Origin of the sequence: Actinophytocola xinjiangensis, assembly GCF_001921215.1 — a bacterium.
In the GTDB taxonomy this organism is placed as follows: Bacteria; Actinomycetota; Actinomycetes; order Mycobacteriales; family Pseudonocardiaceae; genus Actinophytocola; species Actinophytocola xinjiangensis.
The window spans coordinates 122430-140577 of sequence record NZ_MSIF01000008.1 but is presented as its reverse complement, the minus strand read 5'-3'; the positions used below and the strand labels follow the sequence as shown (position 1 = coordinate 140577).

Sequence of the window (18148 nt, the reverse complement as noted above, 5' to 3'; positions counted from 1 at the left end):
TTCAGCACGCGACCGTTGGCAGGCGCCCGGCGGCGAACGCGGTGGGCGTCACGCGCATGACCTCGTGGAACTGGGCGGTCATGTGTGACTGGTCGTAGTAGCCGGCGTCGCTGGCCAGACGTGCCAGGGGATCGCGGTGCAGCCGGGGGAGAATCGCGGCGATCCGGGCGATCCGGGTGAACCGTGTCGGCGGGATTCCGACGGTCGTGGTGAAGACCTGGCGCAGGCGGCGTTCGCTGACGCCCAGCCACCTCGCCGACCCGGGGACGGGGGTCATCGCCCGGTGACAGCGCGGCGGCCGCGCGGCGGACCAGGGTCGCGGTCGCACGGTCCCGGGGCGGCACGGCGTCGGCCCTGGCCGACAGCGCGGCCTCCAGGTGCCGGGCGGCGGTCATCGGCCGGGCGGCGAGCCCGGTGAGCTGGGCGGCGAGCCGGACGCCGGACGGCCCCCAGAGGTCGCCGAGCGGCACGACCTTGTCGGTGAGTTCGTCGATCGGCGTGCCGAGCAGGGCGCGGGCGGCGCCGGGCGCGAGCCGCACCCGCACGCACGCGGGGACGTCCTTGCCGTCGTGGTAGGCGGCGCGGGTGCGTGGGCCGATGACGAACACGGCGCCGGAGCCGTCGGCGACGGTGCGCCACACGAGCGTGGTGGCCGCGTCGGGCAGGTGGACCAGTGGGCACGTGCCCGCGCGGTGGGACGCGAGGTCGACGCGGTCCACCCAGTGCGCCAGGGGATCCGGGACCGGCAGCCGTCGACTCGCGTGCACGACGTCAGGCTATCCCCGTCCGGGGAGTGCCGGATCTTCCTAGAGACCCGTGCGCGGCGGTGACAGGCTGCCGCCATGATTCTGGTTACCGGTGCCACCGGCACCGTCGGTCGTGAGGTCCTTCGGCTGCTGGTCCGGCGGGGCGAACCGTCGCGGGCGATGACCCGCGATCCCGCCCGGCTGTCGTTCGTGGGCGCGGGCGTGCGGGTCGTGCCGGGCGATTTCGAGGCGCCCGAGACGTTGCGGGCCGCCGTGTCCGGTGTGGAGGGTGTCTTTCTGCTGACCGCTCCGGGAGCCCGGGTTCCCGAGCACGACCTGGCGATGATCGACGCCGCCCGCGCCGCCAACGTGCGCAAAGTGGTGAAACTGTCCGCGATCGGTGCGGACGTCGGCCCGGCGGCCTGGCACGCGCCCGGCGAACAGGCACTGGCCGGCAGCGGGGTGGCCTGGACGACACTGCGGCCGTCCTCGTTCGCCTCCAACGTGCTGCGCTGGGCGGACTCGATCCGTGCCGGCCGTCCGGTGCCGAACATGACCGGGCCCGGGACCCAGGGTGTCGTCGACCCCCGCGATGTGGCCGAGGTGGCGGTGGAAACCCTGCTGGGCACGGCGTACGACGGCCTGGCCCTCACCCTGACCGGGCCCGACCTGGTCAGCGTTCCCGACCAGGTCGCCGACCTGTCCGACGTGCTCGGCCGGCCGATCCGCACGGTCGACGTCGCGCCGGCGGCGGCCAGGGAGCACATGCTCGCCGGGGGGATGGATCCCACCGTGGTCGACGTCGCGGTCCGCGGGTTCCAGGTGGTGCGCGAGGGCGGCAACGCCGTCGTGACCGGTGACGTCCGCCGTGTCCTCGGTCGCCCGGCGCGGGCCTTCCGGGTGTGGGCACGGGATCATCGCGACACGCTGCTGGGCGCGATCGAATGACATCGTGTCGCACGATCGGATGAGACGACGGGTGTGTCGCGTTCGGACAGTGCGAGCATGCACTGCCACCCCCGACAGAGATCCGACGGGCGAACACGCGGGAGCGACATGACCACGGTGAAACCAGCCCCCATCTCCGTCGAGACCGGCGTGCGGCGGCCGGGTCCGAGGGGGTCGGCGTTCCTGGCGTGGTTCCGGACGACCGATCCCAAACAGATCGGTGTGCTGTACCTGGTCACGTCCTTCGGGTTCTTCATGGCCGGCGGCGTCATGGCGCTGCTGATGCGCGCGGAGCTCGGGCAGCCGGGAATGCAGTTCCTCTCGCCGGAGCAGTACAACCAGCTGTTCACCATGCACGGCACGATCATGCTGCTGCTGTACGCGACGCCGATCCTGTTCGGGTTCGCCAACTTCGTGCTGCCGCTGCAGATCGGTGCCCCGGACGTCGCCTTCCCCCGGCTGAACGCCTTTTCCTACTGGCTGTTCCTGATCGGCGGTCTGACCGTGATGTCCAGTTTCGTCACGGCGGAGGGCGCGCCCGAGTTCGGGTGGACGGCCTACACCCCGCTCTCGGACATCACCCGGTCTCCCGGGGTGGGCGGCAACCTGTGGGTCGTCGGGCTGATCCTGTCCGGGCTGGGCACGATCCTCGGCGGGGTCAACATGCTGACCACCGTCGTGTGCCTGCGTGCCCCGGGGATGACGATGTTCCGGATGCCGATCTTCACCTGGAACATCTTCATCACCACGATCCTGATCCTGGTCGCGTTCCCGATCCTCACCGCGGGGCTGTTCGCGCTGCTGGCCGACCGGGTCGTCGGCGCCCACGTGTTCGACCCGGCCCACGGCGGCGTGATCCTGTGGCAGCACCTGTTCTGGTTCTTCGGCCACCCCGAGGTCTACATCGTCGCGCTGCCGTTCTTCGGGATCATCAGCGAGGCGATCCCGGTGTTCTCCCGCAAGCCGCTGTTCGGCTACCGCGGCATGGTCTACGCGACCCTGAGCATCGCCGCGCTGTCCATGGCGGTGTGGGCCCACCACATGTTCGCCACCGGGGCCGTGCTGCTGCCGTTCTTCTCGATGGCGACGTTCCTGATCGCCATACCGACCGGGATCAAGTTCTTCAACTGGATCGGCACGATGTGGAAGGGGTCACTGACCTTCGAGTCGCCGATGCTGTTCTCGGTCGGCTTCCTGGTCACGTTCCTGCTCGGTGGGCTGACCGGGGTGCTGCTCGCGGCGCCGCCGATCGACTTCCACGTCACCGACACCTACTTCGTCGTCGCGCACTTCCACTACGTGCTGTTCGGCACGATCGTGTTCGCCACCTACACCGGCATCTACTTCTGGTTCCCGAAGATCACCGGGCGGTACCTGGACGAGCGGCTCGGCAAGCTGCACTTCTGGACCACGTTCATCGGCTTCCACGGCACGTTCCTGGTGCAGCACTGGCTGGGCAACGAGGGTTTCCCCCGCCGCTACGGCGACTACCTGGCCAGCGACGGCTTCACCACACTGAACATGATCTCCTCGATCAGCGCGTTCCTGCTCGGCCTGTCGGTGCTCCCGTTCGTGTGGAACGTGATGAAGTCCTACCGCCGGGGCGAGCCGGCCACCGCCGACGACCCGTGGGGCTACGGCAACTCCCTGGAATGGGCGACCTCCTCACCGCCGCCCCGGCACAACTTCCTGGAGTTGCCCCGGATCCGGTCCGAACGGCCGGCGTTCGACCTGCACTACCCGCACGCGGCCGAGGCCGCCCACCAGGAGAAGTACGCCGGCCGGTGGGGCGGCCACACCGCCAGGCACGCGGCGCCCTCGGAGCGGATCGCCGCGACGATGACCCCGCCGGAGTCCAGGAAGGACGATCCGACGGAGCCGTTCTGACGCGCCGTTCTGACGTCGTTCCGAGCTTTCTCAGCCGATGATCGCGCTCAGGGCCGGCAGGTAGCCGTCGCGGTGGCCCTCGGTGTTGGGGTGGTAGGACTCGTTGATCTTGTCCCATTCCAGGCTGGTCACCCAGGTGTCGTTGCCCGAGCACAGGGTGTGCGGGTCGAACACCGGGCGCGCGTCCAGGTAGGTGAAGCCCGCCGCGCCGGCCTGGGCGGAGATCACGTCGGCCAGCGTGTCGGCCGCCGAGTTGAGCGCGGTCCGCTCCCGGTCGCTCAGGCCGAAGATGCCGCAGTCGCCGCCGATCGTGTACAGCCGGGGGTAGCCGACGGCCACCACCCGCGCGGACGGGGCGGCCGCGCGGATCGCCTGGTAGGTCTGGGCGAGCGCGCCCGGCAGCACGCTGGTCGCGGCGGCCTTCGCTGCCTCGACGCCGTCGATGCAGTCCTGGTCGTCGATGGTCAGGATGCAGTTCTTCAGCACCTCGACGAACCCGACGTCGTTGCCGCCGGCCTGCACGGTGACGACCGTCGTGTCCGGGGTCAGCTGCGGCACCTGGGCCGAGACGATGTCGGCGGTGGTGGCGCCCGAGCAGGACGCCTCGGTGAACGCGACGTCCGGGTGCGCCGCCGCCCACAGCCGGGTGTAGGTCAGCGGGCCGCGCCGGCACGGGTCGTTCTCGCTCGGGTCGTCGTAGGTGCGGGTGCCGGGCGCGACCGCGTAGGAGTCGCCGAGGGCGACGTACTTGCCGGCCAGTGACGCGGACGCGGGCGCGGTGAACGTCGCGACCGCGGCGAGGGCGAGCAGCGCGGTCAGGACGGGGGTGGTGCGGCTCATGGCAGGGACTCCGTGTCGCAGCAGGGGATTCGGTTGTTCTCCGGCGTGTCGGGCACACCGGGAGCCAGGGGAACCGAGGTCAGGTGGTCGGCGGCGGTCAGGACGCCGTCGCCGGCGCGCAGGACCCGGCCGATCGCCGCGGCGCACGCGTGGTGTCCGGTCGCCGGATCGAGCACGGTGTCGACGGCGGCCGCCAGCCGAACAGCGTCGACCCGCCCGAACCGCACCCGGACCCCCGCGCCCGCCGCGACGACCTGCTCCGCGACGATCGGCTGGTCGTCACGGATCGGCGCCAGCACGAGCGGCACCCCGTGCCACAGCGCCTCGCACACCGTGTTGTGCCCGCCGTGCGAGACGACCGCGTCGACCTGACTGAGCAGGTCGAGCTGCGGTACGTACTCCCGCACCACGGTTCCCTCGGGCAGCGGTGTGCGGTCCAACACGTGCCCCGGGTCGACGACGACCCCCTGCACGCGGTCGGTGAGCAGCGCGAGCGCCCCGGCGGCCTCGGTGAGGAACCGGGTGGCGGCGTCGGCGTTCGCGGTGCCGAGGGAGACCAGTACGGTCGCGCGCCGCTGGTCGAGTGCCTCCCACGGGAAGTCCGGCGCGGTGCGGCGCGGCGCGATGGCCGGTCCGAGCACCCGCACCCCCGCCGGCACGTCGCCGACCAGCGCGGTGGCGGTGAAGGCGAGCACGCCGTGCGGGGAGAACCGGGGGTCGGACGTCGCCGCCGGGTCGCCGATGGCGGCCCGCAGCGCGGCGAGCCGGTCGGTGAGCCAGCGGCCGATCTTCGGGAACGCGGCGAGCGGGTCGACGATCTCCGCCGACGTCGACGCCGACGTCACGTGCACCACCCCGTACCGCTGGGCGACCAGCGCCCCGGCGACCGCGTGCTGGTCGCACACCACCACGTCGGGGGCGAACGCCTCGATCGCGGCGGCCACCCCCGGGGCCATCGCCTCGGCCAGCGGCAGCAGGAACTCCGCCCACAGGAAACGGAACGCGGCCGGCCCGGTCAGGTCCGGGGTGCGCCCCGGCCCCTCGGGCACCGCGCAGTCGAAGACGCGCTGGTCGTCGCCGGCGAGCCGGTGGACCAGCCCGGGGTGCCCGGCCCACGCGACGTCGTGGCCGCGCCGGGCCAGCTCGGCGGCGACGCCGACGAGCGGGTTGACGTGCCCGACCAGCGGCGGCACGACGACGAGGAACCGGCGCGTCCCGGTCACGGCACCGGCTCCGCGACCGGGGTGTGGTCGCGGACCCAGTCGAGGATCAGGTCCCTGGTCCGCACCGGCTGCTCGATGAGCACCGAATGTCCCTGCCCCGCCAGCACGACCGTGCGGCAGTCGGCGACCCGCGCCCGCAGGTGCGGCACCTGTTCGGCCAGCCCGGAGTCGCCGCCGAAGATCGCGAGCAGCGGGCGGGTGAGCGCGCCAAGGTCGTCGTCGATGACCCGGCTCGCCGGCACGTCGTCGGCCAGCGTGGTCGTCCGCAGGATCCGGTGGGCGCCCTGGGACAGCCGCGCGGTGTGCGCGCCGTGGTGGCGCGCGATCCAGCCGAACGCCTCCGCGTGCGCGAGCCGGGTCCTGGCGTCGGCCAGACCGTCGGCCATGTGCCGGGTCCAGGTCGCCACCGGCGGCTCCGACTCGATCATGGTGACGGTCGCGACGCGCTCCGGGTGCCAGGCGGCGAGCGCCACGGCGACGGTGCCGCCGAAGGAGTTGCCGACCACGTGCGCCGGGCGGGTCTCACCCAGCTCGGTGAGCAGCGCGACCAGGTCACCGACGAAGTCCTCCAGCCGGTAGCCGCTGGCCGGCCGGTCGCTGCGGCCGTGTCCGCGCAGGTCGTACATGAGGGTGTCGATGCCCTGGGCGGCGAACGCCGGGCCGAGGGTGAAGTAGTAGCTGGCGAGGCTGTCGGTGAGCAGCCCGTGCACGAACACCACCAGCGGCGGCTCACCGGTGTCCGGCGCCCGGGTGGCGTCCAGCCGCGCGACGTGGGTGGTGATCCCGCCGGCCGCCACGCGTTCGGTCATGCCGGCGCTCCCGCGTCCAGCGAGGCGACGACGTGGTCCACGAGCCGCCCGACGGTCAGGGCGATGATCTCGTCCAGCTCCAGACCGGCGACGAACTCGGCGAAGTTGACCCGCTCGCCGTAGTGGTCACGTAGCGAACCGGACAGCACGACCAGGTCGATGCTCTCCAGCTCCAGGTCGTCGTGGAAGGTGGTCTCGCGGGTGATCTCGGCGTCCACCAGGCCGTACTCGGCGACGACCTTGCCGAGCATGCCGGCGAGGTCGGCGAGCACGGTGTCGGGGTCGGTGCGGGTGTTCATCGGTTGTCTCCTGTCGTCCAGGCGACCACGTGGTCGCGGGGCGGCTGGCCGGGTGGGCTCGGCACGTGCGCGAGGCGCACCAGGTGGGTGTCCCCGCCGGCCAGGACCAGCACGGTGTCGGGGTCGGCGGCCACGACCCGGAAGTCCCGCGGCCGGCCACCGAGCCCGGTTCCCCGTGCCTTGGCGACCGCCTCCTTGGCGGTCCAGAACCGGGTGAACCACAACGCGGCCGTGGTGTCCCCGGTGCGCTCGACCACCTCGTCGAACACCGTCAGCTCCGCCGCCGAGCACGCCGCCTCGACGGCCGAGCGCGGCCGGTCGGCGACCTCCTCGATGTCGATGCCGCACGGCCCGCGCCGGGCGATCGCGACACCGAACACGCCGTGGTGGGCCAGCGACACGGTCAGCTCGCCGACCTCGCGGCCGTGCACGCCGCGCACCACCGGGCGCCCCGTCGGGTCGTTGTCGACGGCGATCTCGGCCGGGTAGATGTCGCCGGCGGTCTCCGACCACAGCAACGCGCGCACGGCGTCCTTGGCCGCGATCCGGCCGAGCAGCCAGCGGCGGCGGCGCGGCGGTGGCAGCGCCGCGTAGACCGCGCGTTCGGCGGCGCCCAGGACGTTGCGCATGATCAGTTCGCGGGTGGCGAGGTCGGGCCAGCGTTCGTGCACCAGCGACCAGCCGCCCGGCTCCGCCGAGGACAACGTGTGCGTGCCGGGGTAGCGGTCGACCTTGCGGATGCCCGGGTCGGTGTCGAAGCGCCGGTCCACCCAGCCGGTGATCTCCGCCCACACCCGGCCCTCGTGCACCAGCTGCATGTCGGCGGTGAGCGTGCCGTCGGTGACCTCGGTGATCCGCACGAGGCACTCCAGCGTCGCGGCCGGGCCGGGTTGGCGGCCGAACTGCCGCAGCCGCGCGATCCCCACCGGGAACACCGTGGTGCGCTCGGTGTGCGTGGCCATGATCCAGTAGCCGAGGACCTGGCCGACGTTGTCGAGCAGCGCGCCGGGGGTGGGCAGCGCGGCGAGCACGGCCCGGATGTGCCGCTCGCCGATGGCGGTCAGCTCCCGCACGCCCTGGAACCGGGGGCCGTGGAACATCCAGCGCTCGTCGTAGAGCTGGGCGGCGGTCAGCTCGGGCGGGCGTTCGGTCGCCGGGTCGAACCGCCACGGCGCCGGCGGGTCGGGGTACCGCGCGGCCAGCTCCACCACGGCCCGGGCGCTGTCGCCGAGCGCGACCCCGACCCGGCCGGGTCCGGCCGGCTCGGTGCGCACCGGGAGGTCCACGGCGGGCAGCGCCTCGACCCATTTCGTCAGCCGCGCGTCGTGCACGGCCACCGGGGTCGCGCCCGGCGTGGCGGCCAGGTCCATCAGGTGGGTGATCACGGTGGTGGCCGGCACGATCGGCCACCGGTCGACGTCGTCGGGCCAGTCCGGGCGCTGCCGGTAGAAGCAGTGGTCCAGCAGGTAGGGCATGGTCGTCACGTCGACGCGCAGCACGCGCGGCGGCGCGGCGCGGGCGGTCAGCAGCGTCGTGGCGGCTGCCTCGGTCTCGCGCAGCAGCGCGGACAGCTCGGCGGCCACCGGTGACCGGGCGCCCAGCTCGTGCAGCGCGGTCGGGGTGCTGGTGGCGACGGTGAGCGCGGCGCGGTCGGGCTCGGACAGCGACACCAGCGCGCCGCCCAGGTCCAGCCGCACTCCGGGACGTCGGGCGGCCGGGGCCGGGCGGGTGCCCAGCAGCGGCCCGACGTCGGGTTCCGCGCCGTCGGCCCACAACGCGGTGACCACCCGGCGCAGCTGCGCCAGGCAGTCCCGCGCACCGGAGTGGGCGGCGACCACGAGGTGCTCGCGCCCGGCCAGCGTGTCGCCCACCAGCGAGCCCAGCTGTCCGGCGCCGAGCTGGAGGAACGCGCGGACACCGGCCGCGTACAGGGCCTCGACGAGCTGGCGGAACCGCACCGGTTCGAGCAGGTGCCGCACGAACAGCGCGCGCACGGCGTCGGCCGGCGCCGGGTAGGGCGAGGCGGTGGTCGCCGACCAGACCGGCGTGGTCGGCGGGTGCAGCGTGAGACGCTCGGCCGCGTGGCGGATCGGGTCAAGGTAGGGCGCCAGCATCGGCGTGTGGAACCCCGACCGGAACGGCATGATCTGCCCCAGCACGCCCCGCCCGCGCAGCCGCGCGACCAGGTCGGCGACGGCCTGCTCCGGCCCGCAGACCATCGACTGGTTGGGCGCGTTGTCGTGCGACAGCACGATGTCCGGGCGCCCGTCCAGCTCGGCCAGCACCGTCGCGGCGGACGTGCCGAGCGCGGCGAACACCACGCCCGGCACCCGCAGCGCGTCCGGGTCGAACCCGGACAGGAACGCGTCGACCTCGTCGGTGGTGTGGATGCCGCCGCAGGCCATCGCCGTCCACTCGCCGACGCTGTGCCCGGCGAGCGCGTCCGGCACGACCGACAGCCGCCGCAGCGCGGTGTCGAGGATGCGGCCGAGCTGGAACACGGCGGTGCCGTGCCGGCCGACGTGGCCGACAACGCCGTTGTCGCCGTCGTTGTCGCCGCCGTCACCACCGTCACCGTCGCCGCCGCCGGTGCGCCAGGGCAGGCCGAACCGGGCGGCGAGCCCGGCGACGTTCGGCTCGAACTCCGCCTCCAGTCCCGGGAACACGAACGCGGTCCGCCCGCCGCCCGGCCCGAGCAGCGGCCGGGGGCTGAACCACAGGTCGCTGCGTCCGCGCCACGGCGTGCCGCCCGCGACGACCTTGCGGGCCAGCGCGAGCCGCCGCGCCGTCGGGTCGACGACACCGAGCCGCACCGGTCCGGTGGCCGCCGCCCTCTCGTCGAGCCCGGCGGCGAGCACCTCGGCGTCCGGGACGGCGAGCGCCTCGGCGAGGGTGTCGCGGTCGGGCGCGGCCAGGCGCAGCACCCGCTCGGGCTCGCTGACCCCGGCGGGCCGGCGGGCGTGTTCGGCCAGCACCACGTGGGCGTTCACCCCGCCGAAGCCGAACGCGTTCACCCCGGCGCGGCGCGGCCCGCCCGCCGGCGCCCGCCACGGGCGGGCGGTGTCCAGCGGCGCGAACCGGGTGGCGGCCAGCGCGGGGTTCGGGTCCTCGCAGTGCAGCGTCGGCGGCAGCACGCGGTGGTGGATCGCCAGCGCCGCCTTCACCAGCCCGGCGACCCCGGCCGCCGGCATGGTGTGGCCGATCATCGACTTCACCGATCCGATCGCCGCCCGGTCACCGGTCGCCGGGCCGAACACCTCCGCGATCGTCGTCAGCTCGGCGCCGTCACCGGCCGGGGTCGCGGTGCCGTGCGCCTCCAGCAGCCCGATCGCGTCCGGCGCCGCCGGGTCGAGGCCGGCGGCGTCCCACGCCTGGCGCACGGCCCGCACCTGGCCGCCCGGGTCCGGCCGCACCAGGCTCGCCGTGCGGCCGTCGCTGGCGACCCCGGTGCCCGCGACCACCGCGTACACCCGGTCGCCGGCGCGTTCGGCGTCGGCCAGCCGTTTGAGCACGACCACCCCGGTGCCCTCGCCGATGAGCACGCCGTCGGCGTCGCGGTGCAGCGGCCGGATCCGCTCACTGCGCGACAGCGCCCCCAGCTGGCTGAACACGCTCCACAGCGTGATGTCGTGGCAGTGGTGCACTCCGCCGGCGAGCATCAGGTCGCACCGGCCCGACGCCAGCTCGCGCACCGCGTGGTCCACCGCCACCAGCGACGACGCGCACGCCGCGTCCACCGTGTACGCCGGCCCGCGCAGGTCCAGCCGGTTCGCCACCCGCGAGGCGGCCAGGTTGGGCACCAGCCCGATCGCCGACTCCGGGTTCGCCGCCCCGGCCGGCCCGGCGAACGCCTCCCGCACCCGCGTGAGCTGCTCCTCGCCGAGGCCGGGCACCAGTTCCCGCAGCGTGCGCACGACCTGGTTCGCGGTGCGCACCCGCTGGTCGAGCCGCACCAGCCCGGGGGTCAGGTAGCCGCCCCGGCCGAGCACGATCCCGGCGCGCTGCCGGTCGGCGGGCAGCGCGCCACCGGCGTCCTCGACGGCCCTGGCCGCGACGTGCAACGCGATCAGCTGGTCGGGCTCGGCGCCGGGCACCGAACCCGGCATGACGCCCAGACCGGTCACGTCCAGCTCGACGTCGGTGTCCACGAAACCGCCGCGCCGGCAGTACACCCGGTCGGCGCGCGGCGGGGCGTCCGGCGCGTAGAACTCGGCGTCCCACCGCCCGGCCGGTACCTCGCCGATCGCGTCGACACCGCCGACGATGTTGCGCCAGTACGTGTCGAGGTCCGGGGCGCCGGGAAACAGCACCGACATCCCGACGATCGCCACCGGCTCCACGGCCCTCACCAGCCGGACGCCGTGTACACGACAGCGTGCGTGTCCGGCGCGCCCCAGGCCAGCTCCCGCAGCAGGGCGAGCGGGCCATCCTCGGGGTCGATGAGCTTGACCCCTCGTGCGAGGTAGGAACGCATCAGCTCCGGGGACACCATGCCACCGCCCGTTTCCGTCGCCGCCCACGGTCCCCAGTGGACGGTCAGGCCGCGCCGGTCGGCGCCCGACCAGCCGCGCCCGAGCGCCTCCAACGCGTCGTTGGCCGCCGCGTAGTCGCACTGGCCCCGGTTGCCGAGCGCGGCGGCGATGCTGCCGAACAGCACGGCGAAGCGCGGCCCGCCGTCGGGCAGCGCGCCGATCGTGTCGAGCAGCGTGGCCGCGCCGTCGACCTTCGTGCCGAACACCCGCCGGAACGACTCGACCGACTTGTCGGCCACCAGCCGGTCCTCGATGACGCCGGCCGCGTAGACAACGCCGTCGAGCCGGCCGTGCTCGGCGTGCACCCGTTTCACGGTGGCGCGCAGGGCTTCCGCGTCGCGGACGTCGACACAGTGGTAGCGCACCGGGCTGCCCAGCTCGCGCAGCGCGGCGACCGTGGCCGCCACCTCCTGCTCGGCGAACGCGGCGGCGACCGCCCGCTCGATCTCCGGCGGCGAGGTCATGCCGGCGGCGACGAACCCGGCGCGCAGTGCGGCCCGGTCGCCCCTGGGCGCGGTGTCCCCGGTGGGCACCGGGGTGCGGCCCAGCAGCTCGATCCGGCACCGGGACGCGGCGGCCAGCGTGCGGGCGAACCGCGCGGTGATGCCCCGGGCGCCGCCGACGAGCAGTACCACCGAGTCGCGGTCGAGCCCGGCGGCCTCGGCCTCGGCGGTGCCGTCGCCGGCCGGCCCCGCGCCGCTGGCGGCGACCGCGCCCAGCCCGACGGGCCGCAGCCGCAGTGCGTGCCGGGCGCCGTCGTCGACGAGCACCACCGGCTCGCCGGCCGGGGAGCCCAGCTCGGCGATCACGGCGGCGGCCGGGTCGCCGTCGGTCTCCACGAGGGTGGCGGTCAGGTCGGGGTACTCCCGGGCGACCGAGCGGAAGAACCCGCGCAGGCCGGTCGCCGCGCCCCGGGGCTGCACGGCGAGCAGCCGGCGCGGGGCGCGGGCCAGCACGTCACGCAGCAGCGGGAACGCCTCGGGCAGCGGCGGTTCGGCGCCGACGAGGTACACGGCGGTGTCGTAGGTCGTGGCCGTCGGGTCGCCGCCGGCCGTCGCGCTGCGGGCGCCGGCCGTCCGCAGGCGCCCGGCGACCTCGCCGGCCGGTCCGTCGCCCAGCACCAGCACGTCGGTGCCGGCCGGCACGGTGTCGCCGCCGCCGGTCAGCTCCTCGGTGACCAGTTCGAGCCGCTCCGGCGCGACGACCCCGGGCTCCGGCGCCTGCTCGGTCCGAGTGTGCTCAGTTTGGGTGTGCTCGGTCCCGGTGGGCTCGCCGATCAGCTCGGCGATCGCGGCCGCCGTGCGGGCCTGGCCGAAGGAGTCCAGGTCGGTCGTCGGCAGTCCCAGCCGGGTGGCCAGCTCGCCCGCGATCTCGGTCCGTTTGATCGAGTCGATGCTCAGGTCGGCCTCGAGGTCCAGCCCGGGATCGATCATGTCCACCGGGTAGCCGGTCCGTTCCGCGATCACCCCGAGCACCGTGTCCAGCACCGACACCGCTACCGGTTCGGGCGCGGCCACCGGTTCCGGCAGCGGTTCGGGCACCGGTTGGGTCAGCGGTTGGGGCACCGGTGCGGGCAGTGCGACGGCGGGCACGGCCGGGACGGCGCCGAGGTAGTTGAGCAGCACGTCGCGCTGGGCGGCGATCAGGTCGCGGCTGGTGCGCAGGTAGTCGGCGATCAGGGCGTCGGCCGTCGAGGGCGCGGCGGTGGGCTCGGTCATGGTCAGCTCCGGGACTCGGTGGGCGGGACGCAACGCGCCGGGAACGACCGAGCCGTCCGCGCGGCGCACGAGATGACCGTCGACGGTCCAGCCGGGGGCGGTCGCGGCGCTCGGGTCACGCACGTCGCGACCCCGGAACAGCGGACCCGTGCGCAGGTCAGCCCCGGCGACCGCCAGCCGCGCCACCGCCGCCAGCAGCCCCGCCAGCCCGGTGCGTCCCCGTTCCGCCAACCCGAACGTCCGATGTGGACGGTCGGTGAGGCAGGCCTCGACCAGCCCGCTCAACACCCGGCCCGGCCCCACCTCGACGAACGTGCGGACCCCCGACTCGTACATCGCCGTGACCTGGTCGGCGAACCGCACGGCCGCGCCGATCTGGTCGGCGAGCCCCGCGCGCACCGCCGCCGCGTCCGCCGGGTACGGCGCCGCCGTCCGGTTGGCCCACACCGGCAGCGCCGGGGCACGCACGTCCAGGCCGGCGAGCGTCGCCGCGAACTCCGCGCCGGCCCCGGCGACCAGCGGGCTGTGGAACGCGCACGCGACCGGCAGCGTCCTGGCCGACAGCCCCGCCGCCGCCAGCGCGTCGACCGCCGCCGCGACCTCGCCCGTCGGCCCGGACACGACCGTCTGCGCCGGCGAGTTGTGGTTCGCGGCGACCACCCCACCGCCGAGCCCCGCCAGCACCTCCTCGACGGCCGCCGCGGGCGCGGTGACCGCCGCCATCGCCCCCGGGTCACCGTCCCGGACCTGCGCGAGGATCGCCGTCGCGCGGGCCGCGCTCGCCGCCAGCAGCTCGGCCGGGTCCAGCGCCCCGGCGACACTCAGCGCGACCAGCTCGCCGTAGCTGTGCCCGGCCACCGCGTCCGGCCGCAGTCCCAGCGTCGCGAGCACGTCGGCGGCGGCCAGCTCCACCATGCCCAGCGCGGGCTGCGCGACCGTGGTGTCGGTGATCGCCGCCCGCTGCCCGGCCGTCGCGTCGTCGTCGAACGCCGCCGGCGGATACAGCGCGCCGGCCCACCGGGCGCCGGCCACCAGGTGCCGGTGGGTCTCCGGGAACGCCACGAACAGCTCGGCCAGCATCCCCGGCCGCTGGCTGCCCTGCCCGGGGAACAGGAACGCGACCCCGCCCGCCTCCCCGGCCTCGGCCGGGTCGGCGAACAGTCCCGCCGCCGGGTCGTGCTCGCCGGAGGCGGCCCGCGCCAGCAGCGCGCACAGCTCGGCGAGATCCCGCGCCACCACCGCGATCCGCACCGGCTCGCCCCGCTCGGCGGCCAGGTCGCTGTGCCGGGCCGTGCTCGCCGCGTGGTCACGCAACCGGGCCGGACCGTCCGGGTCGACCACGTCCAGCAGCGTCCGCGCGGCCCGCCGGGCCGTGTCGTCGTCGTGGCCACGGAAGGTGAACAGCTCGACCGGCCACGCGTCCAGCGCGTGCGCCGCCGGCGCCTGCTCGTGGGCGCGCAGCACGACGTGGAAGTTGGTGCCACCGAAGCCGAACGCGCTCACCCCGGCGATCCGCTCGCGCGCCGCCCACGGGCGGGCCTCGGTGTGGAACACGAACGGGCTCGCCGGCCCCCACGCGGCGTTCGGCGCGTCGAGGTGCAGCGTCGGTGGCCGCACCCCGTGGTGCACCGCGAGGGCCGCCTTGATCAGCCCGGCGAGCCCGGCCGCGCACTTCGTGTGCCCGATCTGCGACTTGACCGAGCCGAGCGCGCACGCCCCCGGCGCCGCGCCCGCCTCGGTGAACACCTCGGTCAACGCGGTCAGCTCGGTGCGGTCGCCGACCACCGTCCCGGTGCCGTGCGCCTCGACCAGCCCGACCTGGCCGGGGGAGACGCCCGCGTTGCGGTACGCGCGGGTCAGCGCGGCGCGTTGGCCCTCGGCGCGCGGCGCGGTCAGGCCGAGCGCCCGGCCGTCGCTCGCACTGCCGACGCCGTCGATCACCGCGTAGATCCGGTCGCCGTCGCGTTCGGCGTCGGCCAGCCGCTTGAGCACCACACACGCCACGCCCTCGCCGAGGGCGATCCCGTCGGCCGCCTCGTCGAACGTCGCCGACCGGCCGGTGGGCGAGAGCGCGTGCACCGAGGAGAACAGCAGATAGTCGTTGATGCCGTTGTGCAGGTCCGCGCCGCCGCACAGGACCAGGTCGCTGGTGCCGGCGACCAGTTCCTTGCACGCCACGTCCACCGCGGTCAGCGAGGACGCGCACGCGGCGTCGACCGTGTAGTTCGCGCCGCCCAGGTCCAGCCGGTTCGCGATGCGGCCGGCGATGACGTTGGCGAGCATGCCGGGGAACGAGTCCTCGGTCAGCTCCGGCAGCTGCTCGGCGAACCCGGGCGGGAGCTCGCCGAGGTAGCTGGGCAGGACGGTGCGCAGCGTCGTCGCGTTCGACAGGTCGCTGCCCGACTCGGCGCCGAACACCACCGACGTCCGCTTGTGCGAGGTCTCCGGCCCCGCGTACCCGGCGTCGGTCAGCGCCCGGTGCGCCGCCTCCAGCGCCAGCAGCTGCACCGGCTCGATGTGCGCGAGCGAGGCGGGTGGGATGCCGTGGCGCAGCGGGTCGAACGGGATCCGGGGCAGGAACCCGCCCCAGCGTGACGGGGTGCGGTCACCGCCAGCGTCGCCGTGACTGTCGTCGCCGCCGTGGTAGATCTCCGGGTCCCAGCGCGACACCGGCACCTCGGTCACGGAATCCTTGCCGGACACCACGTTCGCCCAGTACGTCGCGAGGTCCGGCGCGTCGGGGAACATCGCCGCCATGCCGACGATCGCGACCCGCAGCGGCGCGGGCGCCGGCTCGGCGGCCGGCTCGTCGCGCAGCCGAGCCCCGCTTCGGCGCAACCACGCCGCCGCGCCGACGGTGACCGACTCGTGCAGCGCGGCGACCGTCGTCACCCGGTCGCGCAGCACCGCGACCTCGCCGGCCATGAACATGCCCTCGGCGGCCTGCCGGTCGGCCCCGACCGCGCGCAGCTCGTCGCCGACCCGCTCGATCCCCTTGCTGGCCAGGCGAAGGCGGCCGATGTTGAGCCGTTCGAGCCGTTCCCAGCGCTCGCGGTCCGGCACCCCCTCGGCCAGCAGCTCGGCGCGGGTGCGGGCGAAGTCGGCGGTGAACCCGCTGTGCACGCAGCGGGTGGCGTGCCCCGGCGCGGTCTCCAGCAGGTCGGTCCGCGTCGCGGCGACCACCTGCCGCTGGAACAGCGGCTGGATCGCCCCGGCCGCGACGGCCTCCTCGGTGAACAGGTACGCGGTGCCCATGAGCACGCCGACCGCGACCCCCGCCCTGGTCAGCGGTGCCGCGAGGGCGGCGATCATCGCGACGGAACGCTCGTCGTGGGCGCCGCCGGCGAACAGCACCGTCGGCGGTGTCCCGCCCCTGTCGAGGTGGTCGAGCAGCACGTCGATCTGGCTCTGCCACAACGGGAAGCTGGTGCGCGGGCCGACGTGCCCGCCGCACTCGGCGCCCTCGAAGACGAACCGGCGGGCGCCGGCGGCGAGGAACTGGCCCAGCAGCCCGGGCGACGGCACGTGCAGGTAGGTGGCGATGCCCTCGGCCTCCAGCGCGGCGGCCTGCGAGGGCCGCCCGCCCGCGATGATCGCGTGGGTCGGCCGCAGCTCGCGCACCACGTCCAGCTGCGCGCCCCGGACCGACTCGTCGGCGAAGCCGAGGATGCCCACACCCCACGGCGCGTCGCCGAGCGCGTCGCGGGTGCGGGTCAGCATGGTGCGGGTCTGGTCGGCGGTGGACAGGGCCAGCGCCAGGAACGGCAGCCCACCCGCCCCGGCGACGGCGGCGGCGAACTCGGGCTGGTCACTGACCCGGGTCATCGGCCCCTGCGCCACCGGCAGCGGGGCGCCGATCGCGGCGGCGGCCGGCGACCCGGGACTGAGCGCGTCCGCCGGCACGTCGTCGGCCACGGCGGCGGCCAGCGCCGCCCGCAGGCCGCGCACGGCGGCGCCGACCCCCGGCCAGCGCCGGGCGAAGGACGTGGCCAGCCCGACGTCCTGGCCGACGGGCAGGTACTGGGTGCGCGGGTCGGGCCCGAGCCGCCCGGCGAGGTCGGCCGGCGGGTCGCCGGCGCGCGGGCCCCGGCGCCGCAGTACGCGGATTCCCTGCCACAGCACGGTTTCCGACCCGTCGAGTCCGTCGAGGGCGGCGGTGGTGGCGGTCGGCAGTCCGGCGTCGTCGTAGAGCGCGAACTGGGTGTCCAGGACGACCCCGGCGGCCCCGCCGACGATCGCCGCGGCGCCGGTGTCCGGCCCGATGCCGCCCCACGCCCACACCGGCACGGTGGTTCCCAGGTCGTCGAGCAGGTGTTGGAGCAGGACGAACGTGCTCAGCTCACCGGCCGCGCCGCCGCACTCGGAGCCCCGGGCGAGCACACCGCGGGCGCCCCGGGCGACGGCGTCCCGGGCGGTGGTGACCGACCCGGCCTCCACCAGGACGGTGCGTCCGGGGAACTCGGCGGGGTCGCGGCCGGGGTCGGCGAGCAGCACGACGCGGACCGCGTCCGGCAGGCGTTGGGGGTCGACGTCGACCCCGGGCCGTAGCCGCACCCCGAACGGGTGCGGTGACCAGGCGGCGGTGCGTTCGGCGAGTTCGGCCGCGCGCCGGGCGTCGGCGGTGGGCAGTTCGAGGACCCCGAGCGCACCGGCGGCGCCGGCGGCCGCGGTGAGCCGGGGGGAGGGGTGGTGCACTGGGTTGACCACGATGACAAGCCCGCGTGCGGAAGTGAGGCCGTTGTTCGGGTGCCGCATCAACACTCCCGACAGACACGATGGCGAATATGACGGTCAGTACTCAACTGACCGCGAGGCGGCACGGTCAACCATTCGATCGGGTCGCCGCCATCCGGGGGATTCCGCGCGTCCGCCTTTGTCGGTGAATCTTCGTGGCGCGCCGAGCAGGGCGTTTTCCGGTTTGTCATCTGTCCACAACACGCACGCCGTCAGAACGACACCAAAAAGGCGATCCCGTCAGCAAATCTTGTGAGGGAGATCACATAATACCCGCCGTGTTGATTGGCCCAACCGTCGCACGCGCATTCGTCCGGTCGTCAGACGAAGTCAGGAACACTGGCAATACTGGTAATCTGGTTCGGGACGCTCCGCGCACCGTCCACAAAGTACTGATTCGGGGAATGGTGTC

General features: G+C 74.8%; 9 protein-coding genes and 1 pseudogene. 2 read left to right on the top strand and 8 right to left on the bottom strand.

Features of this window, described 5'->3' with window-relative positions; all coding sequences use genetic code 11:
- Nucleotide 1: 1 nt before the first annotated feature.
- A complete protein-coding gene (locus tag BLA60_RS42235; RefSeq protein WP_084735056.1) occupies nucleotides 2-277 on the bottom strand; it encodes a helix-turn-helix domain-containing protein in 276 nt (91 codons plus the stop codon).
- Nucleotides 278-476: 199 nt separating this feature from the next.
- Nucleotides 477-767: pseudogene (locus tag BLA60_RS46630) on the bottom strand (DUF6597 domain-containing transcriptional factor); the annotation flags it as partial.
- A gap of 75 nt (nucleotides 768-842) precedes the next feature.
- Here BLA60_RS46630 and BLA60_RS18190 point away from each other — a divergent pair.
- Nucleotides 843-1694, top strand: a complete 852-nt coding sequence (locus BLA60_RS18190) for an NAD(P)H-binding protein (RefSeq protein ID WP_075134109.1) — start codon at nucleotides 843-845, stop codon at nucleotides 1692-1694.
- Nucleotides 1695-1802: 108 nt separating this feature from the next.
- Nucleotides 1803-3581, top strand: coding sequence for an aa3-type cytochrome oxidase subunit I (ctaD, locus tag BLA60_RS18185; protein ID WP_075134108.1), 1779 nt, complete (start codon nucleotides 1803-1805; stop codon nucleotides 3579-3581).
- 30 nt (nucleotides 3582-3611) lie between these two features.
- Here the strand turns inward: ctaD and BLA60_RS18180 are convergent, their stop codons facing one another.
- From BLA60_RS18180 to BLA60_RS18155, 6 genes are read right to left on the bottom strand one after another with little or no spacing between them, the layout of a single operon-like run.
- Nucleotides 3612-4421, bottom strand: coding sequence for an SGNH/GDSL hydrolase family protein (locus BLA60_RS18180; protein ID WP_075134107.1), 810 nt, complete (start codon nucleotides 4419-4421; stop codon nucleotides 3612-3614).
- Entirely contained in the window at nucleotides 4418-5644 is a 1227-nt protein-coding gene (locus BLA60_RS18175; protein ID WP_075134106.1) for a glycosyltransferase, read from the bottom strand. Before BLA60_RS18175 ends, BLA60_RS18180 begins: the two co-directional genes overlap by 4 nt.
- Complete coding sequence (locus tag BLA60_RS18170) at nucleotides 5641-6453, bottom strand: alpha/beta fold hydrolase (protein WP_075134105.1); 813 nt, start codon at nucleotides 6451-6453, stop codon at nucleotides 5641-5643. Before BLA60_RS18170 ends, BLA60_RS18175 begins: the two co-directional genes overlap by 4 nt.
- Complete coding sequence (locus BLA60_RS18165; RefSeq protein WP_075134104.1) at nucleotides 6450-6752, bottom strand: acyl carrier protein; 303 nt, start codon at nucleotides 6750-6752, stop codon at nucleotides 6450-6452. The genes BLA60_RS18170 and BLA60_RS18165 overlap by 4 nt, the downstream gene beginning before the upstream one ends.
- A complete protein-coding gene (locus BLA60_RS18160) occupies nucleotides 6749-11101 on the bottom strand; it encodes a beta-ketoacyl synthase N-terminal-like domain-containing protein (protein ID WP_281257457.1) in 4353 nt (1450 codons plus the stop codon). Before BLA60_RS18160 ends, BLA60_RS18165 begins: the two co-directional genes overlap by 4 nt.
- Nucleotides 11098-17757: a type I polyketide synthase gene (locus BLA60_RS18155; protein WP_075134238.1), complete on the bottom strand. Its 6660-nt coding sequence runs from the start codon at nucleotides 17755-17757 to the stop codon at nucleotides 11098-11100. The genes BLA60_RS18160 and BLA60_RS18155 overlap by 4 nt, the downstream gene beginning before the upstream one ends.
- Nucleotides 17758-18148: the final 391 nt, after the last annotated feature.